Source organism: Citrobacter sp. RHB35-C21, assembly GCF_013816515.1.
GTDB lineage: Bacteria > Pseudomonadota > Gammaproteobacteria > Enterobacterales > Enterobacteriaceae > Citrobacter > Citrobacter braakii.
Genome location: NZ_CP057147.1, coordinates 464,090 through 485,137, shown reverse-complemented (window position 1 = coordinate 485,137; position 21,048 = coordinate 464,090). Strand labels below are relative to the sequence as shown.

21 protein-coding genes are annotated in these 21,048 nt (G+C 52.7%); 9 read left to right on the top strand and 12 right to left on the bottom strand.

Annotated features, from left to right (window positions below):
• The first annotated feature begins 5 nt into the window (after positions 1-5).
• From HVZ39_RS02375 to HVZ39_RS02365, 3 genes are all read left to right on the top strand, one after another.
• Complete coding sequence (locus HVZ39_RS02375; protein WP_016154696.1) at positions 6-1,424, top strand: glutamate synthase small subunit; 1,419 nt, start codon at positions 6-8, stop codon at positions 1,422-1,424.
• 185 nt (positions 1,425-1,609) lie between these two features.
• Positions 1,610-2,860 carry a cytosine permease gene (codB, locus tag HVZ39_RS02370; RefSeq protein ID WP_047358527.1) on the top strand — a complete coding sequence of 417 codons (1,251 nt, stop codon included), beginning with the start codon at positions 1,610-1,612 and terminating at the stop codon, positions 2,858-2,860.
• Positions 2,850-4,130 (top strand): cytosine deaminase, encoded by a 1,281-nt coding sequence (locus HVZ39_RS02365; protein ID WP_016157577.1) that lies wholly within the window; start codon positions 2,850-2,852, stop codon positions 4,128-4,130. The genes codB and HVZ39_RS02365 overlap by 11 nt, the downstream gene beginning before the upstream one ends.
• A gap of 60 nt (positions 4,131-4,190) precedes the next feature.
• Here HVZ39_RS02365 and nanQ read toward each other — a convergent pair whose 3' ends face one another.
• The 6 genes from nanQ to nanR all read right to left on the bottom strand — a co-directional run bounded on the left by nanQ (position 4,191) and on the right by nanR (position 9,690).
• Positions 4,191-4,658 (bottom strand): N-acetylneuraminate anomerase, encoded by a 468-nt coding sequence (gene nanQ, locus HVZ39_RS02360; protein ID WP_016154699.1) that lies wholly within the window; start codon positions 4,656-4,658, stop codon positions 4,191-4,193.
• Positions 4,659-4,660: 2 nt separating this feature from the next.
• Positions 4,661-5,530: an N-acetylmannosamine kinase gene (nanK, locus tag HVZ39_RS02355; protein ID WP_181633187.1), complete on the bottom strand. Its 870-nt coding sequence runs from the start codon at positions 5,528-5,530 to the stop codon at positions 4,661-4,663.
• On the bottom strand, positions 5,527-6,216 hold the full coding sequence (locus HVZ39_RS02350) for an N-acetylmannosamine-6-phosphate 2-epimerase (protein ID WP_019077794.1): 690 nt from the start codon (positions 6,214-6,216) through the stop codon (positions 5,527-5,529). The genes nanK and HVZ39_RS02350 overlap by 4 nt, the downstream gene beginning before the upstream one ends.
• A 47-nt stretch (positions 6,217-6,263) precedes the next feature.
• Positions 6,264-7,754 (bottom strand): sialic acid transporter NanT, encoded by a 1,491-nt coding sequence (gene nanT / locus HVZ39_RS02345; protein ID WP_016154702.1) that lies wholly within the window; start codon positions 7,752-7,754, stop codon positions 6,264-6,266.
• A 116-nt stretch (positions 7,755-7,870) separates the two neighbouring features.
• Positions 7,871-8,764, bottom strand: coding sequence for an N-acetylneuraminate lyase (gene nanA / locus HVZ39_RS02340; RefSeq protein WP_103928676.1), 894 nt, complete (start codon positions 8,762-8,764; stop codon positions 7,871-7,873).
• Between the two features lie 134 nt (positions 8,765-8,898).
• Positions 8,899-9,690, bottom strand: coding sequence for a transcriptional regulator NanR (gene nanR / locus HVZ39_RS02335; protein WP_016154704.1), 792 nt, complete (start codon positions 9,688-9,690; stop codon positions 8,899-8,901).
• A 359-nt stretch (positions 9,691-10,049) separates the two neighbouring features.
• Between nanR and dcuC the strand changes: the two genes are divergently transcribed.
• Complete coding sequence (gene dcuC / locus HVZ39_RS02330; RefSeq protein ID WP_181633186.1) at positions 10,050-11,417, top strand: anaerobic C4-dicarboxylate transporter DcuC; 1,368 nt, start codon at positions 10,050-10,052, stop codon at positions 11,415-11,417.
• 44 nt (positions 11,418-11,461) lie between these two features.
• Here the strand turns inward: dcuC and sspB are convergent, their stop codons facing one another.
• The 5 genes from sspB to zapE form a co-directional block, all read right to left on the bottom strand.
• Positions 11,462-11,965 (bottom strand): ClpXP protease specificity-enhancing factor, encoded by a 504-nt coding sequence (sspB, locus tag HVZ39_RS02325; protein ID WP_016154706.1) that lies wholly within the window; start codon positions 11,963-11,965, stop codon positions 11,462-11,464.
• Positions 11,966-11,970: 5 nt separating this feature from the next.
• On the bottom strand, positions 11,971-12,609 hold the full coding sequence (sspA, locus tag HVZ39_RS02320) for a stringent starvation protein SspA (RefSeq protein WP_003025132.1): 639 nt from the start codon (positions 12,607-12,609) through the stop codon (positions 11,971-11,973).
• A 316-nt stretch (positions 12,610-12,925) separates the two neighbouring features.
• Entirely contained in the window at positions 12,926-13,318 is a 393-nt protein-coding gene (gene rpsI / locus HVZ39_RS02315; protein ID WP_003025138.1) for a 30S ribosomal protein S9, read from the bottom strand.
• Between the two features lie 15 nt (positions 13,319-13,333).
• On the bottom strand, positions 13,334-13,762 hold the full coding sequence (gene rplM, locus HVZ39_RS02310; RefSeq protein WP_003025141.1) for a 50S ribosomal protein L13: 429 nt from the start codon (positions 13,760-13,762) through the stop codon (positions 13,334-13,336).
• 218 nt (positions 13,763-13,980) lie between these two features.
• The gene (gene zapE / locus HVZ39_RS02305) at positions 13,981-15,108 is read right to left on the bottom strand and encodes a cell division protein ZapE (RefSeq protein WP_103284289.1); all 1,128 of its coding nucleotides are present in this window, start codon (positions 15,106-15,108) and stop codon (positions 13,981-13,983) included.
• A 192-nt stretch (positions 15,109-15,300) separates the two neighbouring features.
• On the opposite strand from zapE, the gene zapG reads away from it, so the two are divergent.
• The 3 genes from zapG (at position 15,301) to degS (ending at position 18,392) form a co-directional block, all read left to right on the top strand.
• Positions 15,301-15,699 (top strand): Z-ring associated protein ZapG, encoded by a 399-nt coding sequence (zapG, locus tag HVZ39_RS02300; RefSeq protein ID WP_003025147.1) that lies wholly within the window; start codon positions 15,301-15,303, stop codon positions 15,697-15,699.
• Positions 15,700-15,867: 168 nt separating this feature from the next.
• A complete protein-coding gene (degQ, locus tag HVZ39_RS02295; RefSeq protein ID WP_047413942.1) occupies positions 15,868-17,235 on the top strand; it encodes a serine endoprotease DegQ in 1,368 nt (455 codons plus the stop codon).
• A gap of 89 nt (positions 17,236-17,324) precedes the next feature.
• Positions 17,325-18,392, top strand: a complete 1,068-nt coding sequence (degS, locus tag HVZ39_RS02290; RefSeq protein WP_003025154.1) for an outer membrane-stress sensor serine endopeptidase DegS — start codon at positions 17,325-17,327, stop codon at positions 18,390-18,392.
• 120 nt (positions 18,393-18,512) lie between these two features.
• Here the strand turns inward: degS and mdh are convergent, their stop codons facing one another.
• Positions 18,513-19,448 (bottom strand): malate dehydrogenase, encoded by a 936-nt coding sequence (gene mdh, locus HVZ39_RS02285; protein WP_008785953.1) that lies wholly within the window; start codon positions 19,446-19,448, stop codon positions 18,513-18,515.
• Positions 19,449-19,884: 436 nt separating this feature from the next.
• On the opposite strand from mdh, the gene argR reads away from it, so the two are divergent.
• Both argR and yhcN read left to right on the top strand, forming a co-directional pair.
• The gene (gene argR / locus HVZ39_RS02280) at positions 19,885-20,355 is read left to right on the top strand and encodes a transcriptional regulator ArgR (RefSeq protein WP_003025162.1); all 471 of its coding nucleotides are present in this window, start codon (positions 19,885-19,887) and stop codon (positions 20,353-20,355) included.
• A 375-nt stretch (positions 20,356-20,730) separates the two neighbouring features.
• Positions 20,731-20,997 (top strand): peroxide/acid stress response protein YhcN, encoded by a 267-nt coding sequence (gene yhcN, locus HVZ39_RS02275; protein WP_003025165.1) that lies wholly within the window; start codon positions 20,731-20,733, stop codon positions 20,995-20,997.
• Positions 20,998-21,048: the final 51 nt, after the last annotated feature.

The following is a 21,048-nucleotide window of genomic DNA, read 5'->3' as shown; positions in this document are numbered from 1 at the left end:
CAGCAATGAGTCAGAACGTATACCAATTTATCGACCTGCAGCGCGTTGATCCACCGAAGAAACCGCTGAAGATCCGTAAGATCGAATTTATCGAGATCTACGAGCCGTTTTCCGAAGGCCAGGCCAAAGCACAGGCAGATCGCTGTCTTTCCTGCGGCAACCCGTACTGCGAGTGGAAGTGCCCGGTACATAACTACATCCCGAACTGGCTTAAGCTGGCGAATGAGGGACGTATTTTTGAAGCGGCAGAACTGTCGCACCAGACTAACACTCTGCCGGAAGTCTGTGGCCGAGTGTGCCCGCAGGATCGTCTTTGTGAAGGATCCTGCACGCTAAACGATGAGTTCGGTGCGGTAACTATCGGCAACATCGAGCGCTATATCAACGATAAAGCGTTCGAGATGGGCTGGCGTCCGGATATGACTGGCGTTCGCCAGACGGACAAGCGCGTGGCGATCATCGGTGCAGGTCCGGCGGGCCTGGCCTGTGCTGATGTGCTGACCCGCAACGGCGTGAAGGCGGTGGTATTTGACCGCCACCCGGAAATCGGCGGTCTGCTGACCTTCGGGATCCCGGCATTCAAGCTGGAGAAAGAGGTCATGACCCGTCGCCGTGAAATCTTCACTGGTATGGGCATTGAGTTCAAACTAAACGTGGAAGTGGGCCGCGACGTGCAGCTTAACGATCTGCTGAAGGATTACGATGCCGTGTTCCTTGGTGTAGGTACCTATCAGTCGATGCGCGGTGGGCTGGAAAACGAAGACGCTTCCGGCGTATTTGATGCCCTGCCGTTTCTGATCGCCAATACCAAACAGTTGATGGGATTCGGCGAAAGCAGTGACGAGCCGTACATCAGCATGGAAGGCAAACGCGTCGTTGTTCTCGGCGGTGGCGATACCGCGATGGACTGCGTGCGGACCTCGGTTCGCCAGAACGCGGCACACGTAATCTGCGCCTATCGCCGCGACGAAGAGAACATGCCGGGTTCCAAACGCGAGGTGAAAAACGCGCGTGAAGAAGGGGTCGAGTTCCAGTTCAACGTCCAGCCTTTAGGCGTGGAAGTGAATGCCAACGGTAAAGTGTGCGGCGTGAAAATGGCGCGCACCGAAATGGGCGAACCGGATGCGAAGGGGCGTCGCCGCGCGGAGATCGTCGCCGGTTCCGAGCACGTTGTTCCGGCTGATGCGGTGGTACTGGCGTTTGGCTTCCGCCCGCACAGCATGGAGTGGCTGAAAGAGCACAGCGTCGAGCTGGATTCTCAGGGCCGTATTATTGCTCCGGAACGCAGCGATAACGCCTTCCAGACCAGCAACCCAAAAATCTTCGCTGGTGGCGATATCGTGCGTGGTTCGGATCTTGTAGTCACCGCGATTGCCGAAGGTCGTAAAGCGGCAGACGGTATCCTGAACTACCTGGAAGTGTAAGTAAGCGTCTTCTGGCATCTCATCTTCGAACGCTGATGAGATGCCAGATTCCTCGCAATACCCCTGCCCCCTCCCCTCTATCAACACCGTGAAAGAGAACTAAAAAAACATACGGAAACGTTTGCTTTATTCTGAGAACTGTATATTATGCGGCGGATTTTTTGGGCAAAATTCATGGAGGCGTTGTGTCGCAGGACAACAATTATAGCCAGGGCCCCGTCCCTCTGGCGGCGCGGAAGGGCGTGATTCCACTAACGTTTGTCATGTTGGGACTCACATTTTTTTCCGCCAGTATGTGGACCGGTGGCACACTCGGTACCGGTCTTTCCTATAATGATTTCTTCCTTGCAGTTCTCTTCGGTAATCTTCTCCTCGGTATTTACACTGCATTTCTCGGTTTTATCGGCGCAAAAACAGGGCTCTCAACCCACCTTCTGGCACGTTACTCATTTGGTTTGAAAGGTTCATGGCTTCCCTCACTGCTCTTAGGCGGTACACAGGTAGGCTGGTTTGGCGTTGGTGTGGCCATGTTTGCTATCCCGGTTGGCAAAGCGACGGGGATTGACGTCAATATTCTGATTGCGGTTTCCGGTCTGTTGATGACCCTGACTATCTTTTTTGGCATCTCGGCGCTGACCGTTTTATCTATCATCGCCGTACCTGCCATCGTCGTTCTTGGCAGCTACTCCGTCTGGCTGGCGGTGAGCGATGTCGGCGGTTTAGACCATTTAAAAGCGATAGTGCCGCAGACACCGCTGAATTTCTCCACCGCACTGGCGCTGGTGGTCGGCTCATTTATCAGCGCAGGCACGTTAACCGCCGACTTTGTCCGCTTTGGCCGCAACGCCAAAGGTGCGGTACTGATTGCCATGGTGGCATTTTTCCTTGGCAACTCGTTGATGTTTATCTTCGGCGCTGCGGGTGCCGCCGCTGTTGGACAGGCGGACATCTCTGACGTAATGATTGCTCAGGGCCTGCTGCTGCCCGCAATTGTGGTTCTCGGCCTGAATATCTGGACCACCAACGACAATGCGCTCTACGCTTCAGGTTTGGGATTTGCCAATATTACCGGCCTTTCCAGCCGTTCGTTGTCGGTGGCTAACGGTATTATCGGCACACTGTGCGCACTGTGGCTTTACAATAACTTTGTCGGTTGGCTGACATTTTTGTCGGCAGCGATTCCTCCAATTGGTGGAGTGATTATCGCCGACTATCTGCTGAACCATCGCCGATATGCCGACTTCAGCAAAGCACAATTTATTTCCGTAAACTGGATAGCTATCCTGTCCGTTGCACTGGGCATTGCCGCCGGTCACTATATTCCCGGTATCGTGCCCGTCAACGCCGTACTCGGCGGCGTATTCAGCTATATCCTGCTGAACCCACTTTTCAATCGCAGCCTTGCTAAATCACCAGAGGTCAGCCATGCAGAATAATAACATCACCATTCGTCAGGCGCGTTTACAGGGACGCGAAGGATTGTGGCAGCTCACGGTTGAAAACGGACGCTTCAGCCGAATTGAGGCTCAGGACGCCGCTACGTTGCCGCAGGGGGAAGTGCTTGATGCCGAAGGTGGCCTGGCAATCCCACCGTTCGTTGAGCCACATATCCACCTGGATACCACGCAAACCGCGGGGGAGCCGAGCTGGAACCAGTCTGGTACGTTATTTGAAGGCATTGAGCGCTGGGCCGAACGTAAGGCAATGCTCACTCACGATGACGTCAAAGCGCGCGCCATGCAGACTCTTAAGTGGCAGATGGCCAACGGCATCCAGTATGTCCGCACTCACGTTGATGTTTCCGACCCAACGCTGACCGCGCTGAAAGCCATGCTGGAGGTGAAGCAAGAAGTCGCTCCGTGGGTAGAGCTACAGATTGTCGCATTCCCGCAAGAGGGCATTCTTTCTTATCCCAACGGTGAAGCGTTATTAGAGGAAGCCGTGCGTTTGGGGGCCGACGTCATTGGTGCGATCCCCCACTTTGAATTTACGCGTGAATATGGCGTGGAGTCGTTGCACAAAATTTTCGCCCTCGCGCAAAAATACGACAGACTTATCGACGTGCACTGTGACGAAATTGACGATGAGCAATCACGCTTTGTTGAAACCGTCGCGGCGCTGGCCCATCGCGACAATATGGGTGAGCGCGTGACCGCCAGCCATACTACGGCAATGCACTCCTATAACGGCGCGTATGCTTCCCGTCTTTTCCGCCTGTTGAAAATGTCCGGCATTAACTTTGTCGCGAATCCACTGGTGAATATTCACCTGCAAGGGCGCTTTGACACGTATCCTAAACGCCGCGGCGTCACACGCGTCAAAGAGATGCTGGAGGCGGAGATCAACGTCTGCTTCGGCCATGATGACGTCTTCGATCCGTGGTATCCGCTAGGCACCGCGAATATGCTGCAGGTACTGCACATGGGGTTACATGTGTGTCAGCTGATGGGATACGGACAAATTAACGATGGCCTGAATCTGATCACCACCCACAGCGCGAAAACCCTGCACCTGCAGGACTACGGTCTGAGCGTAGGGAATTCCGCGAACCTGGTGATTTTACCGGCAGAGAATGGATTTGACGCGGTTCGTCGCCAGACGCCTGCACGTTATTCCATTCGTCACGGGCGAATCATTGCCGAGACTGTGCCGAGCCAAACGACGCTGCATCTGACGCAGCCGGAAGCGGTGACGTTTAAGCGCTAGGTTGTAATATCCGGTGTCGGATGGCGCAAGCCTTGCCATCCGACACCGTCACTCTCATCGTCAGGTGTGTAATAAACTGGCGCGCACCTTGATCACCACCTTTTTGATGTCCATCGGAGCCTGTACCACGCAGCCCGGCTTATGCGGCTCGCCCGGCATAAAAATCACAAATCTTCCCGGCTTCAGTACCATCGCCTGCTCATCGGCAATCTGGCTACACAGCTGATAATCATCCTCAACGTGCATCTCTTCGCACTGACGAGCAGAATCAGTCATCCCGAACAGAATGCGTTCTTCACCAGATAACAGCACCTGAATATCAATGTACTCCCTGTGCAGTTCCGCTTTCTTTTGCTCCGGGCTCTGCGTTGCAAATTGCATAACATTCATAAAAATATTATCGCCCTGCAACTCGTAGCGCCCTGGCGTTTTCTCCTGCGGATTCGCCGCAACAGCCAGCGTTAACGCCTGCTGCAAGACCGGATGTAATCCGGCAGAAGGCAATGAACGCAACTCATCTGACATCATAATCAATCTCCCTGGGCCAACAGCGCGGCCCCCAGTAATCCAGCGTCATGACGGTAATGCGCCGCCCGTAATTCTACGTGGTAAGCCGAAGGCTCTTGTGCCAGATAGTTTTCCACCAGCGCCAGATACCCTTCTGCCAGCCCCACGCTGCCGCCAATCACCACAATCTGGCAATCGATCGTGGCCTTCACATCGGCGACAAGCCTTGCCAAAGTACGTGCCGAACGATGGATCAACCGACTGGCCTGCTCATCACCCTGCCCGGCGCGGCTAAAAATGGTTTTGGCGTCGCATCCAGCAAGCGTACCTTCGGCAGCCGCCGCGATCCCACGACCGGAAGCGATCGCCTCGACACAACCCACACGCCCGCAACCGCACACCGGCCCATGCGGATCAGCCAGCGTATGTCCCAGGTGCCCGGCCAGACCGCCAATCCCGGTCAGCAGCTTCCCATCATTTACCACCCCGCCGCCTACGCCGGTGGAGACGGTGATAAACACCATATCGCGGTACTCGCCGCCAAGCGCATGATACTCAGCCCACGCCGCTGCCTGCGCGTCATTGACTGCCAGCGTCGGCAAAGCGGTGAGATCTTTTAGCGTTTGCACCAGAGGAAAATGCAGCAGCCCGCCGAGGTTGTGCGGGTTCAGCGCCAGTAGAGAACCGTCGCGAATAATCCCCGTTGAGGCGATCGCCACCCGCGTTGCCTGCCCCTGTAGCGGTGCAACCAGTGCTTGTAACGCGGCACGCAGAGCATCCGGTGTTTTGCTGGCGGGCGTCGGCAATTCATGACGCTCTTGAATTTGCAGGCTGCTGTCTACCAGCGCAACAGCCAGTTTGGTGCCGCCAATATCAATCGCCAGCGTGGTCATAGCACCGCCTTTTTAAGCGCTGTGTTGTACCACTGGCAAATGTGCTCCAGCCGGGTAATGGCTGAGCCGACTGTCACCGCCCAAGCGCCATGACGCATCGCCTCAGCGGCCTGCGCTGGCGTGTTGTAACGTCCTTCAGCAATCACCCGACAACCCGCGTCACTTAAAGACTTCACCAGAGCCAGATCCGGCTCTTCGGGCGTTTCTGGCGTGGTATAGCCAGAAAGGGTAGTGCCAATGATTTCGGCACCGAGTTTCTGGCAGGCCATGCCATCCGCCATGGACGAACAGTCAGCCATCGCAAGGCGTTGGTGATGATGAATACGTGCCAGTAAGGTTTCTACAGGTACCGGACGTACGCGATCGGTACCGTCGATGGCGATGATGTCAGCGCCTGCCTGCGCCAGCGCATCAACATCCTCCAGATATGCGGTGATGCGGACCGGAGAGTCATCAAGGTCACGTTTGAGAATGCCGATAATCGGCACCGAAACTACCGCCCTGGTCGCTTTCAGGTTTTCCACCCCTTCAATGCGTAACGCCACCGCGCCAGCCTGTTCCGCGGCCAGCGCCATCGCCGCAACAATTTCCGGTTTATCTAACGGGCTGTCAGGAACAGGCTGGCAGGAGACAATCAGCCCGCCGTTCGCGGCAATCTTGATATCCAGTTGTTCAAGTAACGACATGCTTATTCCCTTATGACTATTGCCCGGCGCAGGACCGGGCAAACGGATTAACTTTTGGATTTCACCATGGTGCTTTTGTCGCCGCCGAACGGCACGGCCCCGCTAAACGGTTTGCCATCAATGGCATCATGCGTACGCAATGCTTCAGGCCGCAGCCAGCGCTGTACGCGAGACGGCATATCGAGACCAATCAGCAGGATCACCACAAATGTCAGGCCGAAAGAGAGCGATCCCAACGCGGTGCCCAGATCCAGTCGTTGGGCAATCAGCGCACCGATGATCGGTGCCAACGCCCCGCCCAGTGCACCCACGTTGTAGGTGAAGCCCAGACCCGCCGCACGCTGGTCGGTATCGAAATAGCCGCCAATCAGTTTTGGTAAGATCCCGGAGATCCCCTGACCGAGCATTTGCTGGAAAAACAGCAGTAAACCCAGTACCCAGACGTTTGAGCCGCCAATCGCAAACACTGGAATAATCAGCAACTGCGAAGCCAGCAGACTGCAGACATAGGCCTTACGCGTGCCCAGCCAGTCGCCAAGAAAACCACCGACGCAACAACCGACCGCCGCGCCAAAGCCGCTGAAGAAGAGCACCCTGGCGACAGTGGAAGGGTCATACAGCAATTCGGTTTTCAGATAGGTTGGCAGCAGCGCCTGAATCGGCCATGAGTAAAGGAAGGCAAACAGCACAACCACCATCAGCATGACGCCCGTCGGCCAGCGTTTCCCGCTGCTTTGCACCATAAAACTAATGAAGATAAACGCGCATATCAGGCCAAGGACCGCCACGATAGCCGCATTTTGCAGGTTGCCTGCAAAGCAGAACCACAGCGCGGTTGCGGCGGCGAGAGTCATCACAATATTGATAACCCGATGTTCGCCCCGGTAGAGAATGTCCACCATTGTGCGTACCGGCGCTTTGCCTTCGTGTTTCTCTTTCCAGTCTTCCGCTTCCGGAATATTTTTACGCAGCCAGAGGGCGAAGATAATCGGCAAAATGCCGATGAAGAACAGCGCGCGCCACCCCCAGACCGGGACCACCAGGCTGTAGACCTGGGCGGCGATCACTGCGCCTACAGAGAAGCCGGAAATCAGGAAGCCGCTGGCTTTGTTTCGCAGGTGCCTGGGCCAGCTTTCAATAACATAAGTTGCGCTGGAGCCGTACTCACCAGCCATCCCCATACCGATAACCAGGCGGGCGATAAACATGGTGGTGTAGCCCGGCGCGAAGCCGCAGGCCAGCGTCCCCACAGAGAACAGAATGATACTTGTGACCATCGCCAGGCGGCGTCCATAACGGTCGCCCATCGCGCCCAGCATTAACCCGCCAAACCAGCGGGAGATAAAAGCAGCCGAAATCAGACTGGCCGCTTGTACCGTCGTCAGTCCGAATTCGCCTTGTACTTCCGTCAGCACAAGGGCGATTAATACAAAATCAAAACCATCAAGCAAATATCCCAGCCAGGCGGCGGAAAATGCCCGCCATTGCGCCCGATTGAGATGGCGATACCACGGGATGCTCTGGGTAGAAGTACTCATTTTACTCTCCCGACGATCTTTATTTTCGTTGTGGTGCCGGATAGCGGATTCGCCTTATCCGGCCTACGAGTCTTGTTTTTGCAGGCCGGATAAGCATTGTGCTATCCGGCGTCCGATCAGCCGCGTTCCAGCATTAATTGCTGGGCCAGCGCTTTCAGTTCCGGCAGATATTGTTCATCTACCGGGGCAAATGGTTTACGGCACAGCGGAACAGAAACCACGTCCATATAGTGCAATACCGTCTTCAGGCCGCGGAACACGCCAACCTTAATGAGCAGATCGATAACCTTATTGCACTCGGTTTGCAGCTTTTGCGCCGTCCGGATGTCGCCTTCTTTGAGCGCTTTCACAATTCCCTGATAACGCCATCCCATAATGTTGTAAGTGCTACCGATACCGCCATCTGCGCCCGCCAACAGACCAGAAGCGAAGATCTCGTCATAGCCGTTATAAAGCACCAGATCGGGGTGAGCGCGGCGGATCTGTTCCATCTGATAGAGATCGCCTGAGGTTTGCTTCAGCGCGCCAACGCCCGGCAACGTCACCAGCGTGTTGATTTGATCCAGCGTCAGTTTTACGCCGCTCAGCGCCGGGATGTTATAGACCACCATCGGCAAGCCATCAGCGGAATCAATAATTGCGCGGTAGTGATCGCAGTGCTCTTCAAAACTGAACGGATAGTAAAACGGTGTGACGGCTGAAACCGCATCAAAGCCGTAGCGATGCGCGGCACTCGCCAGCTGTTGGCTCTCTTCGGTACTCACTGTGCCAACGTGAGCGATCAGCGTCACCTTGCCTTTCGCTTCTTCGGCAACAATTTCCAGTACCTGCTCTCTCTCAGCGCGGTTTTGGACAAATGCCTCACCCGTAGACCCACCGACATAGAGCCCGTCGATCCCTTGCCCAATGTTGAAACGCACCAGGCGGCGCAGGCTCTCAATGTCCAGTCGCTGTTGGCTATCGAATGGGGTTAACAACGCTGGCATTACGCCTTTTAAATCTCTTGCCATAGCTACCTCTGATGATGATTAGTGTTATCTGACTGCATACCTTTATACCTGTTATACCAGATCAAATAAGCAGCAATACAATACAGAACGCTTATAGTGCGATCTGCCTCACTAAACGATCGTCAGGATCGCGATTACTTACGCAATTTTTTACTTTTGCTGAAGGCGTGCCAGGTAGCGGAAACGCTGTTGAGATGTTCTTGCAGTGCGCGGTCAGCTTCCTCAGGGTCGCGCTGACGAATCGCGTCCACAATAGCGATATGCTGCTGATAACTCACGTTATTGTGCTCATACAACTCTTGGTCGGCTACGGTCGGACGGGCGGCAATTAGCCAGTCTAACAGCGCAACATGGATAGCCATAAAGATGGGATTGCCCGGGATCTCCGCCAGTATGCGGTGAAAATCAACGTCCGAGCGAATGAACAGCGTATTGTCATCGAGCGACTGGCTGTTGATCTCCAGTGCTTTCGCCAGTCTGTCGATTTGCTCATCCGTCGCATGTTCTGCGGCGTATCGTACCAGGCTGGATTCAAAGAACAGTCGCAGCTGTTCGAAGTGGGCAATGCCGCCGGGATGCGCGAGGAAATCTTTCGCCATACCGGACAGCTCGCTGATAATGGTATCAGCTGAAGGACGCGAAACGCGGGCGCGCTCGCCATTGTTGATTTGCACCAGACCTTTGCGTTTTAACGCTGCCAGCGCTTCTCGTACAGAAGGACGGCCCACGTTAAAGAAGGCCATCAGCTCCCGCTCAGACGGCAACTGTTCGCCCTCGCCAAATTCCCGACGACGAATCATCTGCTCCAGTTCTTCTTCAACCATTTCAGACAGCTTTTTACGCGCCAGCGGGCGGTTGCGTAAGCTACGGCCAATGGTGGATGGAGAGTCTTCAGCTTGCGAATCAAATGCGTTCATAGGGCCCATTCAGCTAAGTCGTGGTGACAAATAACAGCGGGTTTATCCTAACACAGGATCGAAAGCAGGGTGAAATGATGGTCAATCAGACTGTCGGGCTTATTGGCGGTCTAACCCATCCGGATATTTTGTTACGCTAAAACATTCAGCTTATCTTTAATTGAAAACAATCATATTCGCTTCGTGAAATTTATGAACATGAACGTGATAAATTATCATAACCATCTATTTTATAACGATAAATAATTTAAACATCGAATTAAAAATAAGATATTCACTCCATAAAAATCGCCCGAAAAAATATAACATCCGTTTGGACAACAGCGTTATTACCGGATTTATCTTCTTCTCTGGCATGGAGTGAAACAATGTTCGGCATCATTATCTCTGTCATCGTTTTATTAACGATGGGTTACCTGATCCTCAAAAACTACAAACCGCAGGTAGTGCTGGCAGCCGCGGGGATCTTCCTGATGATCTGCGGCGTCTGGCTAGGCTACGGCGCGCTGGTCGATAACGACAAGAACAGCGGCTATCTACTGGTCGATATTTACAACGAAATTCTGCGTATGCTTTCCAATCGGGCGGCCGGACTAGGGTTATCAATCATGGCGGTAGGTGGTTATGCCCGTTATATGGATAGGATGGGGGCCAGCAGAGCGATGGTTAGCCTGTTAAGCCGCCCGCTTAAGCTAATCCGCTCACCCTATGTTGTTCTTGCCGCCACCTATGTGATTGGTCAGATCATGGCGCAGTTCATCACCAGCGCTTCCGGGTTAGGCATGCTGCTGATGGTGACACTGTTCCCGACGCTGGTCAGTCTTGGCGTGAGCCGTTTATCCGCGGTGGCGGTCATTGCCACTTCAATGTCAATTGAATGGGGCATTCTGGAAACCAACTCTATTTTTGCCGCGCAGGTGGCGGGCATGAAAATCGCTACCTACTTCTTTCACTATCAGTTACCCGTCGCATCGTGCGTTATCGTCGCCGTCGCAATTGCACATTTTTTCGTTCAGCGGCAGTTTGATAAAAAAGCATTCCCGGAAAGCAACGGATTCGCTGAACAAAAGACGCTGGAAAACGTGCCACCTCTCTATTACGCCATTCTACCCGTCATGCCGTTGCTTCTGATGTTGGGCTCGCTTGCCCTGGCACATATGGGGTTAATGAAAACAGAGCTGAATCTGGTGGTGGTCATGCTGATGAGCATGACGCTGACGATGTTTGTCGAGTTCCTGCATAAACATAATCTGCGCGAAACGATGGATGACGTGCAGGCCTTCTTTGACGGCATGGGAACCCAGTTTGCCAACGTTGTCACGCTGGTGGTCGCCGGTGAGATCTTTGCGAAAGGGTTGACGACTATCGGGACTGTCGACGCTGTAATAAAAGGTGCAGAGCATTCCGGCCTTGGCGGTATCGGCGTGATGATCATCATGGCCGTGGTCATTGCCGCCTGTGCGATTGTCATGGGGTCAGGTAACGCGCCGTTTATGTCTTTTGCCAGCCTGATTCCAGATATTGCCGCCGGACTACATATTCCTGCGGTAGTGATGATTATGCCGATGCATTTTGCTACTACGCTGGCCCGGGCGGTATCCCCCATTACAGCGGTCATTGTGGTGACATCAGGTATTGCGGGCGTATCGCCCTTTGAGGTGGTAAAACGTACGGCCATTCCGATGGCGGTGGGATTTGTGGTCAATATGATAGCCACCATCACGCTGTTTTACTGATCCCGAAGGCAGAAAACAGAACAGGCCCCAAAGGGCCTGTTTTTTTATTTCACTACGCGTAGCGCTGGACGCCCACCGCGTGGCGGCGGCGGAGTGTCATCCGGATCGTTGTCGTCGCCATTGTCAGGCTTATCGCCATCAATGACCGACATGACCGTTTCACTCTCAAAACCAGGTGCGTCGTTGTCGTCATCATTTAAGCTGGCGACATCTTCGTCGTAGGCGGCTTCCGGCTCGAACATAGTACCGGCGCCATTTTCACGAGCATAAATTGCCAGAACTGCCGCCAGCGGTACAGAAACCTGACGCGGCACACCACCGAAGCGCGCGTTAAAGCGCACTTCATCGTTAGCCAGTTCCAGGTTACCCACCGCACGCGGTGCGATATTCAGAACAATTTGCCCATCACGCGCATATTCCATAGGAACCTGCACGTCCTGAAGCGTCACATCCACCACCAGGTGCGGCGTAAGCTGGTTGTCTAACAACCACTCATAGAATGCGCGCAGCAGATACGGACGGCGTGGTGTTAGCTGTGGCAAATCCATACAGGTTAACCCCGGCCCAGACGCATTTCACGTTCAGGCTCAGTCAGAGAAGCCAGGAAAGAATCACGTTCAAAGACGCGAGTCATGTACCCTTTCAGTTCTTTCGAACCTGCACCGTTGAATTCAATGCCCAGCTGCGGTAAACGCCACAGCAGCGGCGCCAGGTAGCAGTCTACCAGGCTGAACTCATCGCTCAGGAAGTAAGGTTTCTGGCCAAATACTGGTGCAATTGCCAGCAGTTCTTCGCGCAGACGCTTACGCGCGACTTCGGCTTCAGAAGCAGAACCGTTCACGATGACGTTCATCAGCGTGTACCAGTCTTTTTCAATACGCTGCATGTACAGGCGGCTTTCACCACGCGCAACCGGGTAAACCGGCATCAGCGGCGGATGCGGGAAGCGCTCATCCAGGTATTCCATAATGATGCGAGATTCCCACAGGGTCAGCTCACGATCCACCAGTGTCGGTACGCTCTGATTCGGGTTGAGGTCGATCAGATCCTGCGGTGGATTGTCCTTCTCCACATGCTCAATCTCGAAACTAACACCTTTCTCAGCCAGCACAATGCGGACCTGATGGCTATAGATGTCAGTAGGACCAGAAAACAGCGTCATTACCGAACGTTTGTTGGCAGCGACAGCCATGAAAACCTCCAGGTATATTCAGAATTTTTACTGCTACCAGCCACTAAGTGGCCAGCCAGAAGTGATGTCACCCATATTCGGGAAAGCCATTACTGTTCAAAATACAAACAAAAAATGAACGATACCGGACATTTGGGCAGAAAATTGGATGATAGTTTACCAGATTTTGTGACCTTTGTGGTGAGTCGATTCTTGAAATGGGGAAAAAGAGGTGGCAATCAGCGGATTACCGTGGTTATACGGAGAGCAGTAACGATAAAAAAACCCGCCGAAGCGGGTTTTTTCGCAAATTGTTGTCTGCCGAAGCAGAGTACAATTAACGTTTGGAGAACTGAGGACGACGACGTGCTTTACGCAGACCGACTTTCTTACGTTCAACCTGACGAGCATCACGGGTAACGAAGCCAGCTTTACGCAGTTCGCCACGCAGGGATTCGTCGTACTCCATCAGAGCGCGGGTGATACCGTGACGGATCGCACCAGCCTGACCAGAGATACCACCACCTTTAACAGTGATGTACAGATCCAGTTTCTCAACCATGTCGACCAGTTCCAGCGGCTGACGAACTACCATGCGGGCAGTTTCACGACCGAAGTACTGTTCCAGAGAACGTTGGTTGATTACGATTTTACCACTGCCCGGTTTGATGAAAACGCGAGCTGCGGAACTTTTGCGGCGACCAGTGCCGTAGTATTGATTTTCAGCCATTGCCTATAATCCCGATTAGATGTCAAGAACTTGCGGTTGCTGTGCCGCGTGGTTGTGCTCGTTGCCAGCGTAAACTTTCAGTTTACGGAACATAGCACGACCCAGCGGGCCTTTTGGCAGCATGCCTTTAACCGCGATTTCAAGCACACGCTCAGGACGGCGAGCAATCATCTCTTCAAAGGTCGCTTGTTTGATACCGCCGATGTGACCGGTGTGGTGATAGTACACTTTGTCAGTACGCTTGTTGCCAGTTACAGCAACTTTGTCAGCGTTCAGAACGATGATGTAATCACCGGTATCTACGTGCGGAGTATATTCCGCTTTGTGCTTACCGCGCAGGCGCAGAGCCAGTTCGGAAGCCAGACGGCCCAGAGTTTTACCGGTCGCGTCAACAACATACCAGTCGCGTTTTACGGTTTCTGGTTTAGCTGTAAAAGTTTTCATTAAAAGCTTACCCAAATAAATAAGTTACACGTTGGTGAACACCCAAACGTTTTGTCAGTTGAGGTTCACACGACATTGTCCAGCAAACCTACCCCTTCGAATAGCCTATGCCGGCGCATAGAAAGTTTTGGGAAAAAAACTCTCTCGTAACGTGGGGTCGCAAGATTATAGAGAAGTCAGGGTCAAAGATCGACCCCTTTATGTGATTTGCGGCAGGTTTAACCGGCTAAATGTTCCCGCTTCAGATACTCTTCGCTTTGCATCTCCTGCAAACGCGACAAACAACGCTGAAATTCAAACTTCAGACGATCGCCCTGATAAATTTCGTAAAGTGGTGAGGCCGCACTGACCACCAGCTTAACGTGGCGTTCGTAGAACTCATCCACCAGTGCAATAAAACGCCGCGCTTCGCTCTCCATCAGCGTCGTCATGACCGGCACATCAGACAACAGCACCGTATGAAACAGACGCGATAGCGCAATGTAGTCATGCTGACTACGCGCATCGACACAGAGCGTGGTGAACGACACCGCCAGCGTTTGGTTTTCGACGGCCAGCGTCTGCATCGGACGATGATTGATCTCCAGCGTCGGCGCATGTTCACCTTTCGTTCCCGCTAATGCCAGCCAGAGCTTGTCCATCTGCTGGCGGGTTTCCTCATTCAGTGGCGACAACCACAAATGCGCCTGCGTTAAGGTGCGCAGACGATAATCGACGCCAGCATCGACATTCATGATGTCACAATGCTGTTTGATGGCATCAATGGCAGGAAGAAAACGCGTGCGTTGCAAACCGTTGCGATACAGCTCATCAGGCGGAATATTGGAGGTTGCCACCAGCGTAATACCACGGGCAAACAGCGCCTTCATCAGGCCGCCGAGCAGCATGGCGTCGGTGATGTCAGAAACAAAAAATTCGTCAAAGCACAGCACGTCAGTTTCAGCCTTAAAGCGGTCGGCAATGATTTCCAGCGGATCGCTCTGCCCCTGCAGGGCCGTAAGCTCTTCATGGACACGCAGCATAAAACGATGAAAGTGCAAACGCTGTTTACGCCCGCCCGGCAGGCTATGGAAGAACAGATCCATCAGCCACGTTTTTCCTCGCCCGACTCCGCCCCACATATACAGACCACGCACTGGCGCGTTGGTCGGTGACTCACGCTTTCCCAGCAATTTGCCAAAACGCGCCATCAGTCCGCTCTCCTGCGGCGCAGGACGTGCTGGCGTCGAAAGCGCCTGGAAAATTGTTTCCAGTCGATTCACTGCTTCTTGTTGTACGTTGTCGGGCTGATGACTGCCGTCTTTGAGGGCTTGCTGGTAACGCGATGTCGGGGAAAGGCTTTGCATGATGTTATTGTTATTCCTTGAGAATCGATGTGCCGTCGCTCACGGTTGACGAAAAAAAGGCCGTTCTACATTACGTGATATAAACACGGGATTCCACTTCTACGGGATTAGCGGTTATAGTGGCATAATCAGGCGCAGGCATGGAGCCTAAAGCCAACACCCTACGGAAACACAAGACAACGGGAGATGTTCATGACCTGGGAATATGCGCTAATTGGGTTAGTCGTCGGTATCATTATTGGTGCTGTAGCCATGCGTTTTGGTAATCGTAAATTACGCCAACAGCAGGCATTGCAGTACGAACTGGAAAAAAATAAAGCTGAGCTGGAAGAGTACCGCGAAGAGCTGGTGAGCCACTTTGCCCGCAGCGCTGAACTGCTGGATAACATGGCGGACGATTATCGTCAGATCTACCAGCATATGGCGAAAAGCTCCAGCAACCTGCTGCCGGGTATGTCACCGGAAAATAATCCGTTCCGTAATCGTCTGGCAGAGTCCGAAGCGGGTAACGATCAGGCGCCGGTTCAGATGCCGCGAGACTATTCTGAAGGCGCATCTGGCCTGCTGCGTAGTGGCGCAAAGCGCGACTAACTGCACATCGTTAAGAAATTTATTGGGCGCAGCAATTGCGCCCTCCGCTTCTCTTCCTGTCCCAGCTATTATTTAGTCGTTAGCCTCATTGTGACCAAACCGAAAATTCAATAACATCAAACTGTTTTGAATCATCTTCCGTTTACTCAAGGTACGAGAGCAGGATCCATGAAAAAACAAACCCAGCTGTTGAGTGCATTAGCGTTAAGTGTCGGGTTAACTCTCTCGGCGCCATTCCCAGCCGTAGCGTCGATTCCCGGCCAGGTTCCCGGTCAGGCTGCGCTCCCCAGCCTCGCACCGATGCTGGAGAAAGTGTTACCTGCCGTGGTGAGCGTAAGGGTCGAAGGCACCGCCGCTCAGGGGCAGAAAGTCCCGGAAGAGTTCAAAAAGTTTTTTGGTGATGAACTTCCCGATCAACCTGCACAACCTTTTGAAGGGCTGGGTTCCGGGGTCATCATTGATGCCGCCAAAGGCTACGTCCTGACCAATAATCACGTCATCAATCAGGCGCAAAAAATCAGCGTTCAGCTTAATGATGGCCGTGAGTTCGACGCTAAGCTTATCGGCAGCGACGACCAGAGCGATATCGCTCTGCTGCAAATTCAACACCCCAGCAACCTGACGCAAATTGCCATTGCCGACTCCGACAAACTCCGCGTCGGTGATTTCGCGGTGGCCGTGGGTAACCCGTTTGGTTTGGGGCAAACGGCCACCTCCGGCATCGTATCGGCTTTGGGTCGCAGCGGGTTGAACCTGGAAGGTCTGGAAAACTTTATTCAGACCGATGCCTCCATCAACCGGGGTAACTCCGGCGGCGCGTTGCTAAACCTCAATGGTGAGCTGATTGGCATTAACACCGCGATTCTGGCCCCCGGCGGCGGTAGCATCGGTATTGGTTTTGCGATCCCGAGCAATATGGCACGCACGCTGGCGCAGCAACTGATGCAGTTTGGTGAAATCAAACGTGGTCTGCTGGGAATTAAAGGCACCGAAATGACTGCCGATATCGCCAAAGCGTTCAAACTGGACGTGCAGCGCGGCGCGTTTGTCAGCGAGGTTCTGCCTAACTCTGGCTCCGCAAAAGCAGGTGTGAAGTCTGGTGATGTCATTACCAGCCTCAACGGCAAACCGCTCAACAGCTTCGCCGAACTGCGTTCACGCATAGCGACAACCGAACCAGGGACTAAAGTCAAACTGGGCCTGCTGCGTAACGGTAAACCGCTGGAGGTTGAAGTAACCCTGGATACCAGTACATCATCGTCCGCCAGCGCGGAGATGATTGCTCCTGCGTTGCAAGGGGCTACGCTCAGTGACGGTCAGCTTAAAGACGGCACCAAAGGCATCAAAATTGATAACGTTGAAAAAAGTAGCCCAGCCGCGCAGGCCGGTCTGCATAAAGATGACGTTATCATTGGCGTTAACCGCGATCGTGTAAACTCGATCGCCGAAATGCGTAAAGTGCTGGAAACGAAACCGTCGATCATCGCTCTGCAGGTAGTTCGTGGTAACGAGAGTATTTACCTGCTCCTGCGTTAACGCATGCAACCGGACATCAGCCTCCCGTGTGATGTCCGGTAAACTCGTGATATGCTGCTGCCGTTCCCTTTATTAATGACGCCGCCATCATGTTTGTGAAGCTTTTACGTTCGGTCGCGATTGGTTTAATCGTCGGCGCTATTCTGCTGGCCGCGATGCCCTCTCTGCGAAAAATAAATACGCTTACCGCGCCACAGTTCGACAGTGCAGATGAAACGCCCGCCAGCTATAACCCGGCGGTTCGCCGTGCAGCGCCTGCCGTCGTTAACGTTTATAACCGTAGTATGAACAGCACAGCACATAACCAGCTTGAGATCCGCACACTCGGCTCAGGCGTTATCATGGATCAGCGCGGCTATATCATTACCAATAAGCACGTCATTAATGACGCCGACCAAATCATCGTCGCGTTGCAGGATGGGCGTGTATTCGAAGCGCTGCTAGTGGGTTCTGATACGTTAACCGATCTTGCGGTGCTGAAAATCAACGCGACTGGCGGACTGCCGACAATTCCAATTAATAACAAACGCGTGCCGCACATCGGCGATGTCGTCCTCGCCATTGGTAACCCGTACAACCTTGGGCAAACCATCACTCAGGGGATTATCAGCGCCACCGGTCGTATTGGCCTGAACCCGACTGGACGGCAAAACTTCCTGCAAACGGATGCCTCCATCAACCACGGCAACTCTGGCGGCGCGTTGGTCAACTCGCTGGGCGAGTTAATGGGTATTAACACGCTGTCATTTGATAAGAGCAACGATGGCGAAACCCCGGAAGGGATCGGCTTTGCTATTCCGTTTCAGTTGGCAACCAAAATCATGGATAAGCTGATTCGTGACGGGCGCGTGATTCGTGGCTACATCGGCATCAGCGGTCGCGAAATTGCGCCACTGCACGCCCAGGGCGGCGGGATGGATCAAATTCAGGGGATTGTGGTTAACGAAGTGGCTCCAGACGGTCCGGCTGCGCAGGCAGGAATTCAGGTTAACGATCTGATTATTTCGGTCAATAACAAACCGGCAGTATCTGCGCTGGAAACCATGGACCAGGTGGCAGAGATTCGCCCAGGTTCGGTTATCTCTGTTGTCGTGATGCGTGATGACAAGCAGTTGACGCTGCAGGTAACGATTCAGGAATACCCGGCTACAAACTAAATCACAAACGAAATGATGTAAAAAAACCGGAGATAGCTCCGGTTTTTTTATGCGTCAAATTCGCGATATTTGTAGGACGGATAAAGTGTTAAACACCGCCATCCGGCCTACATAAAGGCATTATTTAACGAACTCTTCACCCAGGGTGATATCTTTCTTCAGCGTATCCAGCATACCTTCCAGCGAGCTCTGCTCAAATGCGCTCAGCTTGCCGATAGACTGGCGTTCTTCTACGCCGTTTTTACCCAACAGCAGCGGCTGAGAGAAGAAGCGAGCATACTGGCCGTCGCCTTCAACGTAAGCACATTCAACCACGCCTTTTTCGCCGCTCAGAGCGCGAACCAGTGACAGGCCGAAACGTGCTGCAGCCTGACCCATAGACAGGGTTGCAGATCCGCCACCGGCTTTAGCTTCCACAACTTCAGTACCTGCATTCTGGATACGTTTGGTCAGGTCTGCCGCTTCTTGCTCAGTGAAGCTCACGCCTGGGATTTGTGACAGCAGCGGGAGAATGGTCACGCCAGAGTGGCCGCCAATAACCGGGACTTCAACGTCACCAGGCTGCTTGCCTTTCAGTTCCGCAACAAAGGTGTTGGAGCGGATGATGTCCAGCGTGGTCACGCCAAACAGTTTGTTCTTATCGTATACGCCTGCTTTTTTCAGCACTTCTGCAGCGATAGCAACGGTCGTGTTCACCGGGTTGGTGATGATACCGATACATGCTTTCGGGCAGGTTTTAGCAACCTGCTGCACCAGGTTCTTCACGATACCGGCGTTAACGTTGAACAGGTCGGAACGATCCATACCCGGTTTACGTGCGACACCCGCAGAGATCAGTACCACATCAGCACCTTCCAGTGCAGGGGTAGCGTCTTCGCCGCTGAAGCCTTTGATTTTCACAGCAGTAGGGATATGGCTCAAATCAACGGCCACGCCAGGCGTTACTGGAGCGATGTCGTACAGGGAGAGTTCTGAACCTGAAGGCAGTTGGGTTTTTAACAGTAATGCTAGCGCCTGACCGATACCACCAGCAGCGCCGAGGACTGCAACTTTCATCCTAAACTCCTTATTATATTGATAAGCAAAGTGTCTATTGCTCCGCGGCGGCGACCTTAATTCACAAATCCAACGAATACAACAACCACGCGTCAAGAATGCGTAGTCACGCAAATTTGGCTTTTATGCATTTAACTTACGTAAAATAAAACCTAAGTTACGTAATTCAAAACCACCCGCACAGTAGAGCAACTTTCCAACAGGTGCTGACAATATACCCTACCCACCTCTCAAAACAACATCAATTTGATAACATTTAATTTACTTTTAACCTTATTTGCGAGCCGTGACACAGGCATGTTTCTTGATAACGAAATTTGATAAAATTCCGCTCTTTCATAACATTATTTCAGCCTTGAACAAGGCAGACTGTTTGCATAAAAATTCATCTGTATGCACAATAATGTTGTTTCTACCGCCATATTACGGGTGACTTATGCGAAGCTCGGCAAAACAAGAAGAATTAGTAAAGGCGTTTAAAGCGCTGCTTAAAGAAGAAAAGTTCAGCTCTCAGGGCGAAATCGTCCTCGCGTTGCAGGATCAGGGCTTTGATAATATCAATCAGTCCAAGGTTTCTCGCATGCTGACCAAGTTCGGCGCCGTGCGTACCCGCAATGCGAAAATGGAAATGGTGTACTGCCTGCCGGCAGAGTTAGGGGTACCTACAACATCCAGTCCACTGAAAAATCTGGTATTGGATATCGATTACAACGATGCAGTTGTGGTTATTCATACCAGCCCTGGCGCTGCTCAGTTGATTGCACGTCTGCTGGACTCATTAGGTAAAGCGGAAGGTATTCTGGGTACAATTGCCGGTGACGATACCATCTTCACCACCCCAGCTAAGGGTTTTACGGTAAAAGATTTGTACGAAGCCATTCTGGAACTGTTTGAACAAGAGCTGTAATACTTCCTCCCCGTCGCCTCGCGGCGGGGAAAAACCTCTGTATCCACCCTCCTCCCTCTATTATCCACTGCCATTGATTTAACAAATGGTGCGTTTAACCGTCAAAAGTCATTCACATAGCGAATATGAAGAGTTAAAAACGCACATTTTGCAAAAATTCATATCTCAATGATTTAATTGAATTTATTATAAAATTGATGCTTAAAACCCTATTTTTAATTCCGTTTTGTTATAAAAAATATTTTTCTTAATACTTAACCCGCACGGAAACAATTAGCGTGGTATTAATTTATCGAGTGATTAGTGTATACTTGATTTTGTGATGAGGGTCACGAAACGCAGACCCCAATAAAAGAATTCGACGAGGTAAATATCATGAAAATCAAAACAACTATTGCAACCTTAAGCCTTCTTTCTGTTCTCTCTTTCGGTGCAAGCGCCGCAGTGACTCAGGTGAACTCACAAGAAGCACAGAACCTGCAATCCATGGGCAGCATCTCCGTATCTCAGATCGGTAGCTCACCAATGGACATGCGTCAGGCTATCGCCGCTAAAGCTGAAAAAGCGGGTGCCAGCAGCTATCGCGTCACCGAACTCCGTGAAGGCGCTCACTGGCACGCGACTGCAGAACTCTACAAATAAACCCTCGTCGTCTAGTCCGACGACTTGCCCCCGCCTGCCGGGGGCTTTTTT